16 protein-coding genes are annotated in these 19,600 nt (G+C 55.2%); 11 read left to right on the top strand and 5 right to left on the bottom strand.

The features are described from left to right. Window positions 1–38: 38 nt before the first annotated feature. Genes A3L14_RS00950 through glmM form a run of 6 tightly spaced genes read left to right on the top strand, consistent with a single transcriptional unit; the run spans window position 39 to window position 9,244 of the window. Window positions 39–938: a carbohydrate ABC transporter permease gene (locus A3L14_RS00950; RefSeq protein ID WP_055429918.1), complete on the top strand. Its 900-nt coding sequence runs from the start codon at window positions 39–41 to the stop codon at window positions 936–938. Beyond that, window positions 935–2,203, top strand: a complete 1,269-nt coding sequence (locus A3L14_RS00945) for a sugar ABC transporter permease (protein ID WP_055429919.1) — start codon at window positions 935–937, stop codon at window positions 2,201–2,203. Before A3L14_RS00950 ends, A3L14_RS00945 begins: the two co-directional genes overlap by 4 nt. 9 nt (window positions 2,204–2,212) lie before the next feature. Further along, the gene (locus A3L14_RS00940) at window positions 2,213–6,265 is read left to right on the top strand and encodes a glucodextranase DOMON-like domain-containing protein (protein WP_088886098.1); all 4,053 of its coding nucleotides are present in this window, start codon (window positions 2,213–2,215) and stop codon (window positions 6,263–6,265) included. 32 nt (window positions 6,266–6,297) lie between these two features. Beyond that, the gene (locus tag A3L14_RS00935) at window positions 6,298–7,416 is read left to right on the top strand and encodes an ABC transporter ATP-binding protein (RefSeq protein ID WP_074631338.1); all 1,119 of its coding nucleotides are present in this window, start codon (window positions 6,298–6,300) and stop codon (window positions 7,414–7,416) included. A 32-nt stretch (window positions 7,417–7,448) separates the two neighbouring features. Continuing rightward, window positions 7,449–7,853: a UPF0146 family protein gene (locus tag A3L14_RS00930; protein WP_055429921.1), complete on the top strand. Its 405-nt coding sequence runs from the start codon at window positions 7,449–7,451 to the stop codon at window positions 7,851–7,853. A gap of 29 nt (window positions 7,854–7,882) precedes the next feature. Then, complete coding sequence (gene glmM / locus A3L14_RS00925) at window positions 7,883–9,244, top strand: phosphoglucosamine mutase (RefSeq protein ID WP_055429922.1); 1,362 nt, start codon at window positions 7,883–7,885, stop codon at window positions 9,242–9,244. A gap of 4 nt (window positions 9,245–9,248) precedes the next feature. On the opposite strand, the gene A3L14_RS00920 is transcribed toward glmM, so the two are convergent. After that, a complete protein-coding gene (locus tag A3L14_RS00920) occupies window positions 9,249–10,064 on the bottom strand; it encodes an MBL fold metallo-hydrolase (RefSeq protein WP_055429923.1) in 816 nt (271 codons plus the stop codon). Window positions 10,065–10,353: 289 nt separating this feature from the next. Here A3L14_RS00920 and A3L14_RS00915 point away from each other — a divergent pair, with 289 nt between their 5' ends. The 4 genes from A3L14_RS00915 to A3L14_RS00900 are packed head-to-tail and all read left to right on the top strand — an operon-like array spanning window position 10,354 to window position 14,673. Further along, window positions 10,354–12,228 carry an OPT family oligopeptide transporter gene (locus A3L14_RS00915; RefSeq protein WP_055429924.1) on the top strand — a complete coding sequence of 625 codons (1,875 nt, stop codon included), beginning with the start codon at window positions 10,354–10,356 and terminating at the stop codon, window positions 12,226–12,228. A 51-nt stretch (window positions 12,229–12,279) separates the two neighbouring features. Then, window positions 12,280–12,615 (top strand): PqqD family protein, encoded by a 336-nt coding sequence (locus A3L14_RS00910; RefSeq protein WP_055429925.1) that lies wholly within the window; start codon window positions 12,280–12,282, stop codon window positions 12,613–12,615. Window positions 12,616–12,627: 12 nt separating this feature from the next. Then, complete coding sequence (locus A3L14_RS00905) at window positions 12,628–13,893, top strand: M20 family metallo-hydrolase (protein ID WP_055429926.1); 1,266 nt, start codon at window positions 12,628–12,630, stop codon at window positions 13,891–13,893. Between the two features lie 36 nt (window positions 13,894–13,929). Beyond that, window positions 13,930–14,673 carry an RlmF-related methyltransferase gene (locus A3L14_RS00900; protein WP_074631341.1) on the top strand — a complete coding sequence of 248 codons (744 nt, stop codon included), beginning with the start codon at window positions 13,930–13,932 and terminating at the stop codon, window positions 14,671–14,673. A gap of 165 nt (window positions 14,674–14,838) precedes the next feature. Here A3L14_RS00900 and A3L14_RS00895 read toward each other — a convergent pair whose 3' ends face one another. Beyond that, on the bottom strand, window positions 14,839–16,029 hold the full coding sequence (locus A3L14_RS00895) for a class I SAM-dependent rRNA methyltransferase (protein WP_055429927.1): 1,191 nt from the start codon (window positions 16,027–16,029) through the stop codon (window positions 14,839–14,841). A gap of 70 nt (window positions 16,030–16,099) precedes the next feature. On the opposite strand from A3L14_RS00895, the gene A3L14_RS00890 reads away from it, so the two are divergent. Beyond that, a complete protein-coding gene (locus A3L14_RS00890; protein WP_055429928.1) occupies window positions 16,100–16,408 on the top strand; it encodes a DUF5748 family protein in 309 nt (102 codons plus the stop codon). Between the two features lie 10 nt (window positions 16,409–16,418). On the opposite strand, the gene A3L14_RS00885 is transcribed toward A3L14_RS00890, so the two are convergent. From A3L14_RS00885 to A3L14_RS00875, 3 genes are all read right to left on the bottom strand, one after another. Beyond that, window positions 16,419–17,546 (bottom strand): tripartite tricarboxylate transporter permease, encoded by a 1,128-nt coding sequence (locus A3L14_RS00885; RefSeq protein ID WP_055429929.1) that lies wholly within the window; start codon window positions 17,544–17,546, stop codon window positions 16,419–16,421. Next, a complete protein-coding gene (locus tag A3L14_RS00880) occupies window positions 17,528–18,694 on the bottom strand; it encodes a hypothetical protein (protein ID WP_055429930.1) in 1,167 nt (388 codons plus the stop codon). Before A3L14_RS00880 ends, A3L14_RS00885 begins: the two co-directional genes overlap by 19 nt. A gap of 64 nt (window positions 18,695–18,758) precedes the next feature. Then, window positions 18,759–19,508, bottom strand: a complete 750-nt coding sequence (locus tag A3L14_RS00875; protein ID WP_055429931.1) for an ATPase domain-containing protein — start codon at window positions 19,506–19,508, stop codon at window positions 18,759–18,761. Between the last annotated feature and the right edge of the window lie 92 nt (window positions 19,509–19,600).

The following is a 19,600-nucleotide window of genomic DNA, read 5'->3' as shown; positions in this document are numbered from 1 at the left end:
GTATTTTTCCCTTTTCCTACCTTTTTGGAGGGATCGGGATGAAAAAGATCACAACAATCGCCCTGTTTTTAATCCTCCCAGGGATGGCAGCGTTCCTGTTCTTCAACCTGTGGCCGATAGTGTACTCCATATACCTTGCCTTCACCAACGCCCAGCTCGGAAACTTCCCCATACAGGCACCGCAGGCACCGAAGCTGACGTTCGTGGGGCTGGAGAACTTCAGGTGGATCCTCAGCGACGAGAAGTTCAGGAGCGCGTTCCTATGGACGTGGCTGTTTGTGCTGACGAGCGTCACCCTCAAGGTCCTCGCTGGAATCTTCCTCAGCCTGCTCTACAACAGCAAGTACGTTAAGGGGAAGATGGTTTACCGCTCGCTTTTGATAATCCCCTGGGCGCTCCCTCTCCTGTTCTCCGTTACCGTGTGGAAGTTCATGTTTGATCCGATTTTTGGCCCCATAAACCAGATGCTCAAATCCCTCGGGGTTCAAACTCTCCCCAACTGGATTAACGACCCGCTCTGGGGCTTTCTTGCCCTCAACATAATCGAGGTCTGGCTCGCCTATCCTTTCATGATAACGGTCATAACAGCCGCCCTCCAGTCGGTTCCCGAGACGCTGGTAGAGGCGGCGATAATAGATGGCGCCAGCTACTGGCAGAGGATAAGGCACGTGGTTCTTCCCATAGTGGGCAAGCCCATAGCCTTTGCCACGATACTGACCAGCGCGGCCAGCTTCCAGTACTTCATGGTGCCCTACATCTACAACGCAGGCCTCTTCGAGGATAAGTTCATACTGCTCTACGGTTTCAGGAAGGCCTTCGGTGCGACGCCCCACTACGGCAGGGCAGCGGCGGTGATGATAATAGCGACCCTCGTTCTGGCGGTGTACATGTACGTCAACGTTAGGATAACCAAGCTTCAGGAGGGTGCTAAAGGATGAGGCACATGAGAAAGGGCGAACTTGTGAGGAGCCTCGTTCTCACGGCACTGGCAGTGTTCGTCATGTTCATAATACTCTTCCCGGTCTACTACATCTTTGTGGTCTCAATAAGTCCGGGCTCAACACTCGCAACCACCGAGTTTCATCTGATTCCCCAGAACGTCAGCCTCGACTCGTACAGGGAGGTGCTCTTCGGGTTCAAGGGCAGCAAGATAAGCGAGAACTTCACGGGAACCATTGAAGGCAGCGCCAACATCCAGGACGGAAAGCTCTACATTACCAACGGCAGGCTCATCGGAAAGGTCAGGTACGGGCCTTTCACAGGGCTTACCTTTGAGATACCACTGTCCAGTGCGGTATTCGAGGTTTCTGCAGGCGAAAACGTACAGGGACAGCTGAAAGGGAACGTTAAGGGGCTGTTCGTCCTCACCAGAGTCAACGATGACGGGAGCATTGGCTTCGGACTTGTGAGAAATCTAGAGATCACAAGCGGCGAGCTCGGAGGAGCTTCATTCTCAGGAATACTCCTCCAGGGGCCGACGGGGAAGAACTACATAGTCATCAGGAACGGCGGAAAGGTCACCTTCACAAGGGTGGGAATGTTCGTCAACTCGGTGTTCTTTGGCTACCTCAAGAACAGCCTCATAATAGCCGGTCTGGCGGTGCTGTTGACCCTCATTTTCGTCGTCCCGGCGGCCTATGCATTCTCGCGCATGAAGTTCTTTGGAAGGGATCACGTCCTGTACTTCTACCTGATGTTCACACAGGTCGCTGGAGGTCTCGGCATAGCGGGCCTTATAGCGCTCTACGGCATGATAGTCAAGCTCGGCCTCTACGACAAGCTGCCAGTGCTGTCCTTCATCTACGCGGCTGGGGGGGTGCCATTCAACACGTGGCTCCTGAAGGGCTACATTGACTCAATCAGCCCGGACTTCGATGAGGCGGCACTCGTTGACGGCGCCAGCTACCTCCAGATAATCAGGTACGTGCTCCTTCCGATGGCCCTGCCGGGAATAGCGACCGTTGCGATATTCGCCTTCATAGGGGGCTGGACAGAGTTCATCCTGGCGAGCCTCCTCCTGACCGAGAAGAACCAGCCCCTCGCAGTCTGGATATACCTGCTCATGGGCGGCATCGGCAGGGGCATTGACTGGAGCTACTTTGGAGCGGCTGCCCTGCTCTTCGCCCTGCCGGTGTTCATAATGTTCATGCTCGCCCAGAACTACATAAGGAGCGGCCTCACGATCGGAGGCCTGAAGGAATGAGGTGATAGTATGAAGAGATGGATTGCCCTGCTGCTGGCAATACTCGTTGTTGGGAGCATCGTTGGAGCGAACGTTAAGACCGTTGGAGCGGCCGAACCAAAGCCGCTGAACGTGATAATAGTCTGGCACCAGCACCAGCCCTACTACTACGACCCGATCCAGGACATCTATACCAGACCGTGGGTCAGGCTCCACGCGGCAAACAACTACTGGAAAATGGCCTACTACCTCAGCCAGTACCCGGACGTCCACGCCACCATTGATTTATCGGGCTCGCTCATAGCCCAGCTCGCCGACTACATGAACGGGAAGAAGGACACATATCAGATTGTGACGGAGAAGATAGCCAATGGTGAGCCCTTAACCGTTGACGAGAAGTGGTTCATGCTCCAGGCACCTGGAGGGTTCTTCGACCACACCATCCCCTGGAACGGCGAGCCGATAACCGACCCCAACGGCAACCCGATAAGGGACTTCTGGGACCGCTATACCGAGCTGAAGAACAAGATGATGGCGGCCAAGGCCAAGTACGCGAATTTACCGCTCGAGGAGCAGAAGGTTGCGGTAACCAACGAGTTCACCGAGCAGGACTACATAGACCTCGCTGTGCTCTTCAACCTCGCCTGGATAGACTACAACTACATAATGACCCACCCCGAGCTCAAGGCCCTCTACGACAAGGTAGATGAGGGCGGTTACACGAGGGAGGACGTCAAAACCGTTCTCGACGCCCAGATGTGGCTCCTCAACCACACTTTCGAGGAGCACGAGAAGATAAACCTCCTCCTCGGAAACGGCAACGTCGAGGTTACGGTCGTTCCCTACGCCCATCCGATAGGGCCGATACTCAACGACTTCGGCTGGGAGAGCGACTTTGATGAGCACGTCAAGAAGGCGGACGAGCTGTACAAACAGTACCTCGGCGGTGGAACGGCTCTTCCGAAGGGTGGATGGGCGGCTGAGAGTGCACTGAACGACAAGACCCTCGAAATACTAGCCGAGAACGGCTGGCAGTGGGTCATGACCGACCAGATGGTTCTCGGGAAGCTCGGAATAGAGGGAACCGTCGAGAACTACTATAAACCCTGGGTTTCCGAGTTCAACGGAAAGAAAATCTACCTATTCCCGCGCGACCACGCGCTGAGCGACAGGGTTGGCTTCACATACAGCGGAATGAACCAGTACCAGGCCGTTGAGGACTTCGTCAACGAGCTCCTCAAGCTCCAGAAGGAAAACTACGATGGTTCTCTGGTTTATGTCGTCACCCTCGACGGCGAGAACCCGTGGGAGCACTACCCATACGACGGCAAGCTCTTCCTCACCGAGCTCTACAAGAAGCTGACCGAACTCCAGGAACAGGGGCTCATAAGAACCCTCACCCCGAGCGAGTACATCCAGCTCTACGGAGACAAGGCAAACAAGCTCACCCCCCAGATGATGGAGCGCCTTGATTTGACCGGCGACAAGGTTAACGCCCTCCTCAAGGCCCAGAGCCTCGGCGAGCTCTACGACATGGTCGGCGTGAAGGAGGAGATGCAGTGGCCCGAAAGCAGCTGGATAGACGGAACCCTCTCCACGTGGATTGGCGAGCCCCAGGAGAACTACGGCTGGTACTGGCTCTACCTGGCGAGAAAGACCCTCATGGAGAACAAGGATAAGATGAGCCAGACCGACTGGGAGAAGGCCTACGAGTACCTGCTCCGCGCCGAAGCGAGCGACTGGTTCTGGTGGTACGGAAGCGACCAGGACAGCGGGCAGGACTACACCTTCGACCGCTACCTGAAGACCTACCTCTATGAGATGTACAAGCTAGCGGGAGTCGAGCCGCCGAGCTACCTCTTCGGAAACTACTTCCCGGACGGCGAGCCCTACACCACGAGGGGCCTCGTCGGACTCAAGGAAGGGGAGGTAAAGAACTTCTCCAGCATGTCGCCAAGCTCAAGCGGCGTGAGCGTTTACTTCGACGGTGATGGGGTGCACTTCATCGTTAAGGGCAACCTCGACGAGTTCGAGGTGAGCATCTGGGAGAAGGGCAAGCGCGTCGGAAACACCTTCACGCTCCTCCAGGAGAAGCCCAACGAGCTTCGCTACTCAATGTTCCCGTTCTCCAAGGACAGCGTCGGGCTGATGATAACCAAGCACATCGTTTACCGGAACGGCAGGGCGGAAATCTACGGTGCAACCGACTACGAGAGCAATGAGAAGCTTGGGGAGGCGGCCGTCAAGGAGACGAGCGGGGGAATCGAGGTCGTCGTCCCCTTTGACTACATAGAGACCCCCGATGACTTCTACTTCGCGGTCTCGACCGTCAAGGACGGAAACCTTGAGGTGATAAGCACCCCGGTGGAGCTCAGGCTCCCGACGGAGGTCAAGGGAGTCCCCATAGTTGACATAACCGACCCGGAGGGGGACGATCACGGGCCTGGAACCTACACCTACCCGACCGACAAGGTCTTCGTTGAGGGAGCCTTCGACCTCCTCCGCTTCAGGATGCTTGAGCAAACCGACAGCTACGTCATGGAGTTCTACTTCAAAGACCTTGGAGGCAACCCGTGGAACGGGCCCAACGGCTTCAGCCTCCAGATAATCGAGGTCTACCTCGACTTCAAGGACGGTGGAAACACGAGCGCCATCAAGATGTTCCCCGATGGACCGGGAAGCAACGTAAACCTCGACCCAGACCACCCGTGGGACTTGGCTCTTAGAATAGCCGGCTGGGACTACGGAAACCTCATAGTCCTGCCGAATGGAACTGCCCTCCAGGGTGAGATGCAAATCTCGGCCGACCCGGTCAAGAACGCGATAATAGTCAAGGTCCCGAAGAAGTACATCCAGATAAACGAGGACTACGGTCTCTGGGGCGTTGTTCTCACAGGGAGCCAGGACGGCTTCGGGCCGGACAAGTGGAGACCGGTGGCAGTCGAAGCCGAGCAGTGGAAGGTCGGTGGAGCAGACCCACAGGCAGTCATCAACAACGTTGCCCCGCGCGTCATGGATCTGCTCGCTCCTGCCGACTTCAAGCCAACCCAGGAGGAACAGCTAAGCTCCTATGACGCCAACGAGATAAAGCTCGCCACGGTCAAGGCGCTTCCGCTCCTCAAGAAGGGCATAGTCGTGAACGACCCGGAGGGAGACGACCACGGGCCTGGAACCTACACCTACGCCACAGATAAAGTCTTCGTTCCGGGCCACCTCGACCTGCTCAAGTTCAAGATGGTCGAGGGAAGCGACGACTGGACGCTGGAGTTCTACTTCAAAGACCTTGGAGGCAACCCGTGGAACGGGCCCAACGGCTTCAGCCTCCAGATAATCGAGGTCTACCTCGACTTCAAGGACGGTGGAAACACGAGCGCCATCAAGATGTTCCCCGATGGACCGGGAAGCAACGTAAACCTCGACCCAGACCACCCGTGGGACTTGGCTCTTAGAATAGCCGGCTGGGACTACGGAAACCTCATAGTCCTCCCCGATGGAACCTCAATACAGGGAGAGCTCCAGATATCCGCGGATCCCACAAGGAACGCTATAGTGGTCAAAGTCCCGAAGAAGTACCTCAGCATCACAGACTACGGCCTCTACGCTTCAATCCTCGTCGGCTCCCAGGACGGCTTCGGGCCGGACAAGTGGAGGCCCGTCGCCGTTCAGGCAGAGCAGTGGAAGCTCGGCGGGGCAGATCCGCAGGCCGTCATCGACAACCTCGCGCCGAGGGTCGTTGACATGCTCGTCCCGGAGGGCTTCAAGCCGACCCAGGAGGAGCAGCTAAGCTCCTACGACCTTGAGAAGAAGACCCTGGCGACGGTGCTCATGATACCGCTCGTTGAAGGAACTGGCGAGGAGCAGCCGACACCAACAGAGACCCAGACGGAGACCGCCACCGAGACCACATCAACACACAGCGAGACGACGACAGCCACCCCGAGCGAAACAACGAGCACCCCATCAACAACCAGTCCAAGTGAAACCACCACAACGACCACCCCCGAAGAAGGCGGCGGAATCTGCGGTCCGGGAATCATAGTTGGCCTCGCAGTGGCGCCGCTCCTCCTCAGAAGGAGGCGCTGATCCCCAATTTTTTCCTTTTGAGAGGTGAGAACATGGCGGAAGTAAAGCTCATCAACGTCTGGAAGCAGTTTGGGGAGTTCACCGCCGTCAAAGACATGAATCTCCACGTTAAGGATGGGGAGTTCATGATCCTCCTAGGCCCGAGTGGCTGCGGAAAAACAACCACGCTCAGAATGATATCCGGGCTGGAAGAACCAACCAAAGGCCAAATCTACATTGGCGACAAACTCGTCGCAGACCCGGAAAAAGGAGTATTCACCCCCCCAAAGGACAGGGACATTGCAATGGTCTTCCAGAGCTACGCCCTCTACCCGCACATGACGGTTTACGACAACATCGCCTTTCCGCTTAAACTGAGAAAAGTCCCCAAGCAGGAAATCGACCAGCGCGTCAGAGAAGTCGCGGAAATGCTTGGACTAACGGAGTTACTCAAAAGAAAACCCAGAGAACTAAGCGGCGGCCAGAGGCAAAGAGTCGCTCTAGGCAGGGCAATCGTGAGAAAACCCCAGGTTTTCCTCATGGACGAGCCACTCAGCAACCTGGACGCGAAACTAAGGGTGAAAATGCGCGCCGAACTGAAGAGGCTCCAGAAGCAGCTGGGAGTCACGACGATATACGTCACCCACGACCAGGTCGAGGCAATGACCATGGGCGACAGGATTGCAGTCATAAACGCCGGCGTTTTACAGCAGGTTGGAACTCCAGAGGAAGTCTACGACAGGCCGGCCAACACTTTTGTTGCAGGCTTCATCGGAAGTCCTCCGATGAACTTCATTGACGCGACGGTAACCGAGGACGGCTTTGCCGACTTTGGAGAGTTCAAGCTCAAACTCCTCCCAGACCAGGTTGAAGTGCTCGAAGATAGGAACCTGATCGGGAAGGAGGCAATATTCGGCATAAGGCCAGAAGACCTCTACGATGCAATGTTCGCTCAAGTCAAGATTCCTGGAGAGAACATGGTCAGGGCAATGGTCGACATCATTGAGAACCTGGGAAGCGAAAAAATCGTGCACCTCCGCGTTGGTGACGTGACGTTCCTCGGAGCCTTCCGCTCGGAGTCAAAAGTGAAGGAAGGCCAGGAGATTGACGTGGTATTCGACATGTGCAAAGCCCACATCTTTGAGAAAAACACAGGAAAAGCAGTATTCTGAAGCTTTTTAAACTTCCCCCCCCATTTTCTTCCATGCCGGTTGAGGACTTCGCGGAGTTTCTGGCTAATGAAGTGCCCAAAGGAAAAATTGTGGAGCTGGGGATAGGCTTCCAGTTCAAGGTGGCGCTTAGACTGAAGGAGCTCGGCTATGACGTTCTTGCTGTAGACTGGAACCCGGACTCCGTTAAGAAAGCCGGGGAGTTGGGTATAAAGGCGGCTCGCGACGACCTCTTCAGCCCGAGGCCTGAGCTCTACAGGGACGCTAAAGCTCTCTACTCGGTCAGGCCCACACCGGAGATAGTGGGGCCTATCCTGAGCCTCGGAGAAAGGCTCAGGCTTCCGGTGTATATCCTCCCCCTAACGGGCGATGCGATGCCCAGGGGGATGAAGCTGGTGAACTACCGGGGACTGCCCATATACGTAGCCAAACCTATTTAAACCGCCTCCCAAGTAGTTACGGTGGTGATATGAAGCTCTTCGGAACGGCTGGAATTAGGGGCACCCTGTGGGAGAAGGTCACGCCTGAACTTGCAATGGACATCGGAAGGGCCGTGGGGACGTACGTCGATGGAGAAACGGTAGCCGTTGCGAGGGACGGAAGAACCTCAAGCGTAATGCTCCAGAGCGCCCTCATCTCGGGGCTCCTCTCGACGGGAAAGGAGGTTCTCGACTTTGGACTCATACCAACGCCAGCCCTTGCCTGGGGAACGCGGGAATACGGGGACGCTGGAGTCATGATTACAGCGAGCCACAACCCACCGACCGACAACGGCATAAAGGTCTTCAATGGCGATGGAACGGAGTTCTACGTCGAGCAGGAGAGGGAGCTGGAGGAGCTCGTTTTCTCTGGGAGATTCAAAAAGGCCGAGTGGGACGAGATAAAGACGGTGAAACCCACTGACATCACAGACGGCTACATTGGAGCAGTTCTCGACTTCGTAAACCACGAGACTAACCTGAAAGTCCTGTACGACGGCGCCAACGGTGCCGGGAGCGTTGTGGCACCCCACATGCTCCGCGAGATGGGGGCGAGGGTGATAAGCGTCAACGCCCACGTGGACGGTCACTTCCCGGGAAGGAAGCCGGAGCCGAGGTACGAGAACATAGCCTACCTCGGTGAGCTGGCGAGGGAGCTCGGCGTCGACCTCGTAATCGTCCAGGACGGCGACGCCGACAGGATAGCTGTCTTTGACGAGAAGGGGAACTACATCAACGAGGACACCGTTATAGCGCTCTTCGCAAAGCTCTACGTGGAGGAGCACGGGGGAGGGACTGTCGTCGTTTCCATAGACACCGGCTCAAGGATAGACCACGTCGTCGAGAAGGCCGGCGGAAAGGTGGTGAGGATTCCCCTCGGCCAGCCCCACGATGGGATAAAGAGGTACGGGGCAATCTTCGCGGCCGAGCCCTGGAAGCTGGTCCACCCGAGGTTCGGGCCCTGGATAGACAGCTTCGTGACCATGGGGCTCCTCATAAAGCTCATAGACGAGCGCGGAAAGCCGCTCTCGGAGATAATCAGGGAGGAGATACCGACATACTACCTCACCAAGAAGAACGTGAAGTGCCCGGACGAGTTCAAGGGTATTGCTCTTGAGAGGGCATACAATGCCCTCAAAGAGAAGCTGGGGGGAGAAGTGAAGGAGGTTCTCACGATCTCCGGCTACCGCTTCCAGCTGAAAGACGGCTCGTGGGTTCTCGTAAGGCCGAGCGGAACGGAGCCAAAGATCCGCGTCGTGGTCGAGGCACCGAGCGAGAAGAGGCGCGACGAGCTCTTTGAGCTGGCCTACGGAACTGTCAGAAAGGCCGTTGAGGAAGTAATGAAAAAATAAAGGGCTAAACGAACCTCGCGGGCCGCAGAGTCCTAACCGATATTTCGTTCTTTTCCACCATGAGTTTGAAGCCCTCTTTTGCAACGTATGTCTTAACGCCGGTGACGGTCTCTATGTATTTGGCCTCCTTGTAGGGGTTCGCGAAGTGCATCTTCATTCCTATGTGGCTCATCACAAGAACTTCCGGCTTCTCGTTCATCTTCTTGAGCATCATGACGATGTCGTCGGTGCTGAGGTGGTATGGAATCCCCATATCCCTAGGCCTCGTCACGGCGGCTATCAGAAGCTTTGAACCGTCGTGCCACTCTATGAGCTCATCGAAGTAAGCCGTGTCCGGGATGTAGGATATGTCGCCGTAGTGGGTTCTCATGCGGAAGCCTATCGTCGTGGGGTCTGAGTGGACGGTGGGGGTTATTATCAGCTCTTCATCGCCGATGGCTATCTTGCTTCCCGGTTCGGGTATGTGGATGCTCTCAAGGACGTCCATGTGGTACTTGCTGACCGCGGGAGTGTGTGTCTCATCGCCGTACACGACGCTCTTCGATGCTATGAGCATGCCCCTCTTTTTCAGTGCGCCGCCGGTCATGGCCTCTATCATTACCTCGACGTCGTTGCAGTGGTCGACGTGTCTGTGGGAGACGAATATTGCGTCCAGCCTCCTTGGGTCGAGCTTGTATCTCCAGGAGCGAACCAGCGCACCCGGCCCCGGGTCGACGTATATATTCCTGCTGGCGCGGATATGGAAACCGCCGGTGGAGCGGAACTGCGTTATGGTGATGAACCTTCCACCACCGCTGCCAAGGAAGGTAATCTCTATCAAACCGCCACCCCCGCTTTCTTTTGCAGACGTAGGAGTATCACTCCAGGAGTATATAAGGCATTGCCCCACCACCCTATGCACTTCCCGGCCACAGGTGTATGATTGCAGGTTCATACAAGTCGACTGGAACACAACGTCCATCAGATGGGAACACGCAGGAAGTCTCTATAACCTTTCGTAATAAAAGAACGTAAAGGTTCGACTTTAGAATTTTAAAAACTGGAACTCGGCAAAATGTTTTTAATTTGGTAGTAATTAGTTACTATGCTCAACCCATGGGGGTGCAGCCATGGAGTTTAAACCGTACATACCACCCGAAAAGTCCCTGCCGGAGTACACCATCAAGGCCTTTGTTTTGGGTGTTATTTTATCGATAGTGATGGGTGCAGCGAACGCATACCTCGGCATGTACGCCGGTATGACCGTCAGTGCCAGCATCCCGGCGGCAGTCATATCGATGGCAATACTCTTTGCCTTCAAGGACAGGAACATCCTTGAGAACAACATGGTCCAGACCGCCGCTTCAGCCGGTGAGTCCCTCGCAGCCGGAGTCATCTTCACCTTCCCAGCCCTGGTAGTCCTCGGGTACTACACGACCTTCCCGTACTACCTGGTGACCATAATAGCGGCCCTTGGAGGTTCCCTCGGTGCACTCTTCACAGTCGTACTCAGGAGGGCGTTCATAGTCGAGGAGAAGCTCCCATATCCTGAAGGTACCGCCTGTGCCGAGGTGCTCATAGCCGGAGACAAAGGCGGAAGCCACGCAAAGCCCATTCTCTACGGCGGAATCTTCGGCGGCCTCTTTAAGCTCCTCGGAAGCTCTGGCCTCTGGAAGGGCACGGTTGAAGCAGCAAAGATGGTCGGCTCCCGCGTCTACTACTTCGGAAGCGACCTCTCGGCGGCGCTTATCGCCGTCGGCTACATCGTCGGGCTCAACATAGCCTTCCTCGTCTTCCTCGGCGGTGCAATAGCCTGGTTCATAGCCATACCCATATACGCGGGCCAGATGGGCGCCACCGACCTCAGCCCGGTTGATATGGCGTGGGTAATTTGGAGCACCAAGATCAGGTACATGGGCGTTGGTGCAATGGTCGTCGGTGGAATCTGGAGCCTCATCAAGCTAAGGAACCCGATAAAGAGGGGCATCAAGGCCGGTCTTGAGGTCGCCAAGAGGAGGCAGGCGGGGGAGGCTGTCATCAGGACGGAGGAGGACCTTCCGCTCAACTACGTGCTGATACTCATAGCAGCCTTCGTGATACCGCTCTTCCTGCTGTACTTCCACATAATCGGCTCGATAGGGATCGCGGCAGTTATGGCAGTGATACTCCTCATCGTCGGCTTCCTCGGAAGCTCGATAGCCGGCTACCTCGCGGGTGTCGTCGGTTCCTCCAACAACCCGGTCTCAGGAATCACCATCATGAGCCTGCTCTTCACGGCCTTCGTGCTCAAGGCCCTGGGCCTCAGCGGGATGGAGGGAATGGCGGCGACCATTCTTGTCGCAGCGGTCATATGTACCGCGGCAGCAATAGCAGGTGACACCATGCAGGACCTCGCCACCGGTTACCTCGTCGGAGCCACGCCAAAGAGACAGCAGGTCTTCGAGATAGTCGGAACGTTCTTCGCGGCCCTCGTCATGGCCCCGGTGCTCAACCTCCTCATCCAGGCCTACGGCATAGCCGGAACCCCAACCGCCAAAGAGAACGCTTTGGCTGCCCCGCAGGCCTTCCTCATGGCCAAGGTCACCGAGGGCGTCTTTACAGGCAACCTTGAGTGGAACATGATCTACATCGGAGCCGGAATAGCGGTAGCCCTCATAATCCTCGACGAGATACTCGCCATGAAAGGCTCCAAGTTCAGAACCCCTGTCATGCCCGTTGCCGTCGGCATTTACCTGCCGCTCAGCCTCGGCGTCCCGATATTCATCGGCGGCCTCATCAGGTACTTCGTCGGCAAGGCCAGAGGGGACACCGAGGAGAAGCCGACCGACCCGGGTGTCCTCGGCGCCGCAGGACTCATAGCCGGTGAGGCCCTCATGGGCATATTCTTCGCGGCACTGATAGTTGGGGGCGTAGCACCGAGCGTTGGCTTCAGCAGCAACGTCCTTGGAGTTCTCTTCCTCGCAGGAATAGCCGTCTGGCTATACATGACGGGCAAGAAGAAGTGATTTTCCCTCTTTTTTCCCAACTTTTAAATTTTAAACGCCGGAGGAATAACCATGGAGAACTATCTGAACCTCATACCAGTCCGCAACGAAAAGATCGAGCTGAAAAAAATCGATGGGAAGTACTATCTTCTCGTCCCGATGGACTCAAAGCTTGACTTTCTCGCGAGGAAGCTCCACGGCGAGTACAGAAGGATAGAACTCGACGAGGTTGGAGTCTACATATGGGAGCTCTGCGACGGAAGGAGAACCGTGAGGGAAATAGGAAAGGCCCTAAAGGCACGCTTTGGAAATGAAGTTGAACCTCTCTACGAACGCCTGATAACGTTTCTCATCGAACTGGGGAAGAGATACCTGATTGAATTTAAAAAGACGGATGAGATATTTTAGGTGGTGGTATCTATGAGCGAAACCCTCGGAAAAGTCTCCCAAGAGATAGAAAAGCTCCGCGATGAGATGGTCGAAACCCTCGTCGAACTCATAAAAATCCCCGCCATAAGCCCAGACTACGGCTACGAGGGGGAATACGACAAGGCCCAGAAGTTGCTTGAGATAATCAAGGACTGGCCCTTCGACAAGGTTGAGGTCTACAACGCGCCGGACGAGAGGGCGAAAAATGGAGTCAGACCGAGCATTTTAGCGTACTACTACGGTGAAAAACCTGACGCCCCGAGGATATGGATCCTCACCCACATAGACGTCGTCCCACCGGGAGACCTGAGCAAGTGGACGGTCACGGAGCCCTTCAAGCCGGTCGTCAAGGACGGGAAGGTCTACGGGCGCGGAAGCGAGGACAACGGGCAGAGCCTCGTGGCTTCGCTTTACGCTGTAAGGGCCATGATGAACCTCGGAATAAGGCCGAAGAGGACAGTAATCCTCGCCTTTGTCAGCGACGAGGAAACCGGCAGCAAGTACGGAGTTGAATGGCTGATGAAAAACCATCCGGAGCTCTTCAGGAAGGACGACCTCGTCCTTGTCCCGGACGGCGGGAACGAGGAAGGCACTTTCATCGAGGTTGCCGAGAAGAGCATCCTCTGGCTCAGGGTTAGGGTTAAGGGCAAGCAGGTTCACGCCAGCATGCCGGACAAGGGATTAAACGCCCACCGCGTGGCGCTCGACTTTGCTTACCACCTCGACAGGCTCCTCCACGAGAAGTACGGCGAGAGGGACGAGCTCTTCGACCCGCCGGAGAGTACCTTCGAGCCGACAATGGTTAAAAATCCAGCGGACAGTCCGAACATAGCCCCCGGCGAACACGAGGTGGTTTTCGACTGCAGGATTCTGCCGAGGTACGGGGTAGACGATATCCTCACCGACGCCAAGGCCATTGCCGAGGAGATCAAGGAGAAATACCGGAAGGAGTTCGACGGCGAAGTTCTGCCGGAGATAGAGTTTGAGGTTCTCCAGCGCATGGACGCTCCGGCCCCAACCGACCCGAACAGCAAGATAGTGGTTCTTCTTAAAGAGGCCCTGAAAAAGCTCCGCGGAAAGGAAGCTAAGGTCGGCGGAATAGGCGGCGGAACCTTCGCGGCCTACTTCAGGAAGCTCGGGATTCCAGCTGTGGTTTGGGCGACCCTCGACGAGACGGCACACCAGCCCAACGAGTACGCGAAGATAGACAACATGGTGGAAGACGCCAAGGTCATGGCGGCCCTGGCTCTTCTCTGAGCGAAACTCTTTTCTTTTCCACGCTTACTTTTCTCCATGCACGCATGGAAGGACGGAAAGCTGGGACTGCCAGTTAGGGAGGCCGTTAGACTTTTCCCCGGGCTGGAAAAATACTTAGACGAGCGCGGAAGGCTCGACTTCTCGAACAGGGAGGCAAGAATACTCTACAACAGGGCGATAGCGAAGGCCCTCTTCGGGCTGGAGATAGAGTACCACCCGCACGGGCTGGTGACCACCCCCATCTCGCGCTACCTCTTCCTGAAGACGTTTCTCCGCGACGGCGAGAAGGTTCTTGAGATTGGAACCGGGCACACCGCGATGATGGCCCTCATTGCTGAGAAGCTCTTCAAGTGCGACGTTACCGCGACGGAACTTGACGACGAGTTCTTCAATTATGCCATGAAGAACATCGAGCGGAACGGGAGAAGAGTCAGGTTAATCAAGAGCAGCGGTGGAATAATCCAGGGAGTGATACCTGAAGAGGAAAAGTTCGACGTAATCTTCTCCGCTCCGCCCTACTACGAGAGGCCTACAAAGGGAGTTCTGACGGAGAGGGAAGGCGTTGGAGGGGGTAAATACGGAGAGGCCTTCTCGGTGATGCTCATTGAGGAGGCGATGGAATATCTGAAGCCCGATGGAAAAGTCGCCCTCTTTCTTCCGGACAAGGAGCCGCTAATAAATGCCATAACGGAAAAGGGAGAAGAGCTGGGCTACCAAGTCAAGGACGTGAAGTTCAAGGTCGGAACCCGGTGGAGGCACAGTCTGATACTGAGGCTGTAAGCGGTCGTTGTAATGACCATAACTTCTGCGATTTTGGTCGTTCAAACGATCAAATAAAAAAGGATTTCGGTCGGCAGAGCGACCTGTTTAGGGACTCGGACCGTGGGCGTCTCATCACTCACGCCGGTTTCAGAGGAGGTGCTTTCTCCTCATCGTCCCCCAAACTCATTTCATGTCCTCAACGTAGAGGAAGAGCGCCTTGAGGTACTCCGTATCTTTCGAGGCCATGAGTATCGGGTGATCCGGCGCCTGCGTCCTATACGGTTCGAGGAGCCTGAGGAACTTGCCCGCCTTTGCAGCAGCCGCTATGACCATATCCTTAAAGGTCTGCATGTCGACGTGCTGGGAGCAGGAGGCAGTGACGAGTATTCCCCCCTCCTTCACGAGCTGTAGGCCAGCGTAGTTCACGTTGAAGTAAGCGCGGAGACCCCGCTTTAAGTCCTTCTCGTGCTGGACAAAGGCCGGCGGATCGAGGATAACGATATCAAACTTCTCACCCCTCTTTATCATCTCCTCCATCACCGGGAAGGCCGAGCCAACGACGTACTTCATCCTGTCCTCTACGCCATTGAGCTTGGCGTTCTCCTTCACCATGTTGATGGCCCAGGGAGACTTGTCGACGGCGACGACCTCATCAGCTCCAGCAACAGCCGCGTGTATAGCAAAGCCGCCGGTGTATGTGAAAACATCGAGGACCCTCATTCCCGGCTTGACGTACTTCTCAAGGGCTATCCTGTTCTCCCTCTGGTCAAGGAAGAAGCCGGTCTTCTGGCCGCGCATATCAACGATGAACTTGGCTTTGCCTTCCTCGATCACCGTCCGGTACTTCTCCTTGCCGAGCAAAACCCTCTCTATCTCGGGCAAACCTTCCCTCCTCCTTGAGCGTCCGGTGTTTTTCTCGAAGACCGTCTCGATTTCCGGCTCGGCCTCCATTATTGCCTCGGCAAGGTCGAGCTTGAACCTCTCCATCCCTACGCTCGAAATTTGAAGGGAGGCTATCTCGTTGAAGCGGTCAACTATAAGGCCAGGCAGATAATCCGCCTCGCCGTACACCATGCGGTAGGCCCTGTCGTAGCCGAGGACCTTCTTGCGGTACTCGTTGGCCTTCCTGATCCTTTCGCGGAAGAGCTCCTTGTTTATCTCCGTATCGCGATCCTTGGTTACGAGCCTGATCATGATGTTGGAGTTGGGATTGACAAAGCCCTTTCCAAGGAACTTGCCTCCTCTGGTGTAGACCTCAACAATATCGCCGGGCTCGAACTGACCCTCCGTTCTCACGACACCCTTTTTGAAGACTATCATCGCGCCCTTTCCTATGGCTCTCGCGGCCTGAGCGTCAACGATTACCCTCGCCATCTCTCACCACCGTTTGAAGTTCGGCGATAGGTATATAACCCTTAGCGTCCTATATTATGCCGGTGGTTCTATGCACTTCGAGGTAGTGAAAGAGTTTCTTGAGGAGATAGGGGCGGATTGGATAGAAATCGATGGAGAAATCCACCTTGAGCCCGAGGTCTTCTATGAGGTCTGGAAGTACGTGGGTCAGCCCGACCTCGGCATGTACACGGTCGAAGATGAGGTCGTGGAGCCCGGTTCTTACGATCCGCCTGAGATGAAGTATACAGACATCAAGAAGGTCAAAAGGAAAAAAGCATACTTTACGACCCTAGACAACAAGAGGATAGTAACAGACTACGCCGAGCTTCAGAGGATTCTGAAGGAGAAGTCCATCTAATCCTCTCTTCTTATCCGATTATTATTTGGAGCATGAGAACCCCCATGCAGTTCGTCCTTTTGACACCAAAGAGCACCGCCAGGAAACCCACCATACCGCCTCCCGCCAAGACAAGAAGTCCGAGAAGTCCGTCGAAGTGCAGGGACAGGAGCACGAGGAGAGTTACTACCACACCGTTCATAAACCTGTAGGGCACGTAAGCCAGAACTCTGAGTACAGCACCCGCCAAAGCATCCCCATAACTCAGAACTAAGAGGGAAACAAAGACCGCCGCCAGGGCGTAGTACGGCAGAAACCCCCGGGCAGAGGGAGCCATGAGTGCCACAATGCCGTTTCTCACCCTCCCGGTTTCCAGGAAGTTCATGAAGGAGAACAGAAAGTTGGACGTGTTGACCGAAAATACAACTGCCAGGAACGAACGCTCGTCCTTTGAGAAAAAAGAGCCTATGAGGGCAGCCTGGGAGGCTGTAAAAGCTGGAATCAGCGAGGCCACCATTCCAAGGAACGTTCCCAGAAGGGAAAAGCCGATAAAGCGCTTTGCCTCCATTTCAATTTCCCCACTACCCGGGACAACATGTCCACCCCCGTCCACAAGCGCTGCAGCCAGCACGGGGATGCCAAAGAGCCCCGTGAAGAGGTGATAGTACGGCTCCTTCAGCGGAAGCCTGAACGCCAGAATCCCGAGCAGGCCGGATAGGAGGAACACCAGCACCGCATAGAGCCTCTTCAGACCGCTCTCAGTGAGGATTAAGAGAAGGGCCAGAGCCCCTACGGCCACCCTTCCGATCCGCGGAGCGTACAGCCGGGCCAGGATGGGATAGACCAGAGAGAGCGGTATCGCCATGAGCACCGCAAGGAAGCTCGCCCACAGCGCTATTCTGACGACCTCCATTGCCTTTCCACGAATAACGAGCCTGTGTGCAGGAAGAATCCCAAGGGCCGTCCCCTCGTCGGGAACACCGAGAAAGGCTGATGGGATAACATCAAGAAAAGTGTGTGTTAAACCCATCGAGAACAGCAACAGGTTATCGCCTGCACCGATCCCCGCCAGAAACGCCCCCAGCGTGTTCACATGGATTCCAGGGAGGGTACCGCTGATGGTTCCCGCAATAATCCCCTTCAGCATCTCCCCGAGCAAAGGTCATCACCCGACGGGACTTCAAAGGCGGGCATGCCCCTGTAGGTTGTGAAGAACCCATAGGCGGTAACGGTCTGGTTAACCTTTAGGGAAACGTTGAGGGACTTTCTGAGTTTAATAAGAACCCAGCAATTGCCATCTGTAACGTTCGCCAGTCCGAAGCCGTTTTTATACACTCTGACCCACTTTACACGTCCGAATACTCTGGCAAGCTCTCCCGAGGAGAACGAGCATATTCCATTAGGAATCTCCTCTCTGCTCTCAATGACGCGACAATCAATACAGTAGAGCGAAGACCTCCTCCTGACGGCTTCGAAGTAAATCCTATCGCCTACTCTCGCCTTGAAGTTGCGGAGCTTCAGTTCTGTGCAGTTGAGCTTGAGAGAACGGCCGGCACCAACCACGGTACAGTTTCCAAAGGCAATATCGCCAACGGACGCCTCAGAAACGGGAACCTTCTCACCGTATCCCACGAAGGATATATCATCCGGCGAGTCAACAATAAGGGAAAGCCTTGAGTAGAACCTGACTATGCCCACCACCCTAACGCGCCTTCCAGCCTCGACTTTCGTTCCGTAGGGGAGATAGAGGACTATCTCCTCACTTCCGTTCCAGATTACGGCTTTAGTACCGCCGTAAATGACCGTTCCGTCAATCCGCCAGGGCATGCCGTCTCTGGGCTCTTCCGGAAAACCTAAAACCCGGTGCCTTACGGGATAGAACCCGTTTCGATACCATATTCCATCCACCTCAACGAGCTCACCCTTCTCAGCGGACAATGGTAAGGCCAGTCTCACCCGATCCGGGGTTAATATGTAGTAGCCGGAGGATACCCAGTAGGCCCCTTTTACGGCTGATAACGGAAAAGTGGCCTCCGCCCGCTCTATCCGTACGTGCCTGATTCTCAAACCAGAGCTCGTGTTGTACATCCTCCCCTCCACCCGGTAGACCACGCCCTCCTGCAGGGATGAGTACACCCCAACGGAAGTACTGCCGTTGCTCAGGATGGAGAAGGAATCCGATGAATACACACAGACCCCGGTAAACTCATCGAGATCTCTGGGGGCGGCATCTATGGTGGCCATCATAATCAAAACCACTACCGAACCAATTAAAAGGACAATTTTAAGTTCTCTGTCTGTGACCATGATTAATGGTAAGAACCGGGACTTAAAAAGTTTACCCATAACGGGCGGGAATAAAGAAAAGATGTCAGTAGACCTCGCCGCTCGGGTAGACAACGATGCCTTCCTCGTTAATTTCGAAGGGATACTTCTTCATTGAGTGCTTGGTTTCGCGCATTTTTCTGATGAGGAGATAGCGCTTCAGTTCGACCTCTTTTTCCACGAAGTCCAGAAGAACAACACCCCTTGCTATGTACTCCTCCATTCCATAGCGGCTGATTCTACCTCTGCTGGGGTCTGGGGCTTCCGTTGTCAGTATCGACGTTACACCCATCTCAAGGAGTATCGTGTTCAGCTGGAGAAGAACTTCCCTTATCTTGCTCTCCTCCTGGAGCCTGAATGCAATGGATGGAATCGAGTCGATAACAAGTCTCTTGGCATTTATGGCCTTAACGACGCGGTAGATATAGCGGAGGAAGTCCTCGGCGTTGAGGTTGCCTTCGAGAACGTACTGCTCTTCGGATGGGAGGCCCACGACAGCGCTCACTCCATCAACTATGGCTATTTTTCTCTCCCTCTCGTACTGTTCAAGGTCCCATCCAAAGGCCAGCATTTCCTTTCTCAGATCCTGCGCCCTCTCCTCAAGAGTGACTATGACTCCAGGTTCACCGTACTCTGCAGCCCCCTTGTAGACAAACTGGACTCCGAAAGTAGTCTTACCGCTGCCTGTTGGGCCCGTAACCAAAACTGTGGTTCCCAGTGGAAAGCCACCCTGGATTAGATCATCAAAACCAGGAATGCCACTTTTTACTCTTTCGACAGTATACTTCATGACCATCCAAATCACCCATGAAATCTTTGCAAACTCTCTCTTTCCATCTAATATAACATGTGGAACCAAAAGGATATAAAACTTTTGGGGTTCAAGTG

The organism is Thermococcus thioreducens, from assembly GCF_002214545.1.
Lineage (GTDB): Archaea > Methanobacteriota_B > Thermococci > Thermococcales > Thermococcaceae > Thermococcus > Thermococcus thioreducens.
Note: the sequence above shows the minus strand (reverse complement) of the source record. Positions and strands in the feature narration are given on the sequence as shown.

Excerpts from the sequence above, each read along its gene's own strand:
- A3L14_RS00950 (WP_055429918.1), top strand. The coding sequence starts at position 39 with ATGAAAAAGATCACAACAATCGCCCTGTTTTTAATCCTCCCAGGGATG.
- A3L14_RS00945 (WP_055429919.1), top strand. The coding sequence starts at position 935 with ATGAGGCACATGAGAAAGGGCGAACTTGTGAGGAGCCTCGTTCTCACG.
- A3L14_RS00940 (WP_088886098.1), top strand. The coding sequence starts at position 2,213 with ATGAAGAGATGGATTGCCCTGCTGCTGGCAATACTCGTTGTTGGGAGC.
- A3L14_RS00935 (WP_074631338.1), top strand. The coding sequence starts at position 6,298 with ATGGCGGAAGTAAAGCTCATCAACGTCTGGAAGCAGTTTGGGGAGTTC.
- A3L14_RS00930 (WP_055429921.1), top strand. The coding sequence starts at position 7,449 with ATGCCGGTTGAGGACTTCGCGGAGTTTCTGGCTAATGAAGTGCCCAAA.
- glmM (WP_055429922.1), top strand. The coding sequence starts at position 7,883 with ATGAAGCTCTTCGGAACGGCTGGAATTAGGGGCACCCTGTGGGAGAAG.
- A3L14_RS00915 (WP_055429924.1), top strand. The coding sequence starts at position 10,354 with ATGGAGTTTAAACCGTACATACCACCCGAAAAGTCCCTGCCGGAGTAC.
- A3L14_RS00910 (WP_055429925.1), top strand. The coding sequence starts at position 12,280 with ATGGAGAACTATCTGAACCTCATACCAGTCCGCAACGAAAAGATCGAG.
- A3L14_RS00905 (WP_055429926.1), top strand. The coding sequence starts at position 12,628 with ATGAGCGAAACCCTCGGAAAAGTCTCCCAAGAGATAGAAAAGCTCCGC.
- A3L14_RS00900 (WP_074631341.1), top strand. The coding sequence starts at position 13,930 with ATGCACGCATGGAAGGACGGAAAGCTGGGACTGCCAGTTAGGGAGGCC.
- A3L14_RS00895 (WP_055429927.1), bottom strand. The coding sequence starts at position 16,029 with ATGGCGAGGGTAATCGTTGACGCTCAGGCCGCGAGAGCCATAGGAAAG.
- A3L14_RS00890 (WP_055429928.1), top strand. The coding sequence starts at position 16,100 with ATGCACTTCGAGGTAGTGAAAGAGTTTCTTGAGGAGATAGGGGCGGAT.
- A3L14_RS00880 (WP_055429930.1), bottom strand. The coding sequence starts at position 18,694 with ATGGTCACAGACAGAGAACTTAAAATTGTCCTTTTAATTGGTTCGGTA.
- A3L14_RS00875 (WP_055429931.1), bottom strand. The coding sequence starts at position 19,508 with ATGGTCATGAAGTATACTGTCGAAAGAGTAAAAAGTGGCATTCCTGGT.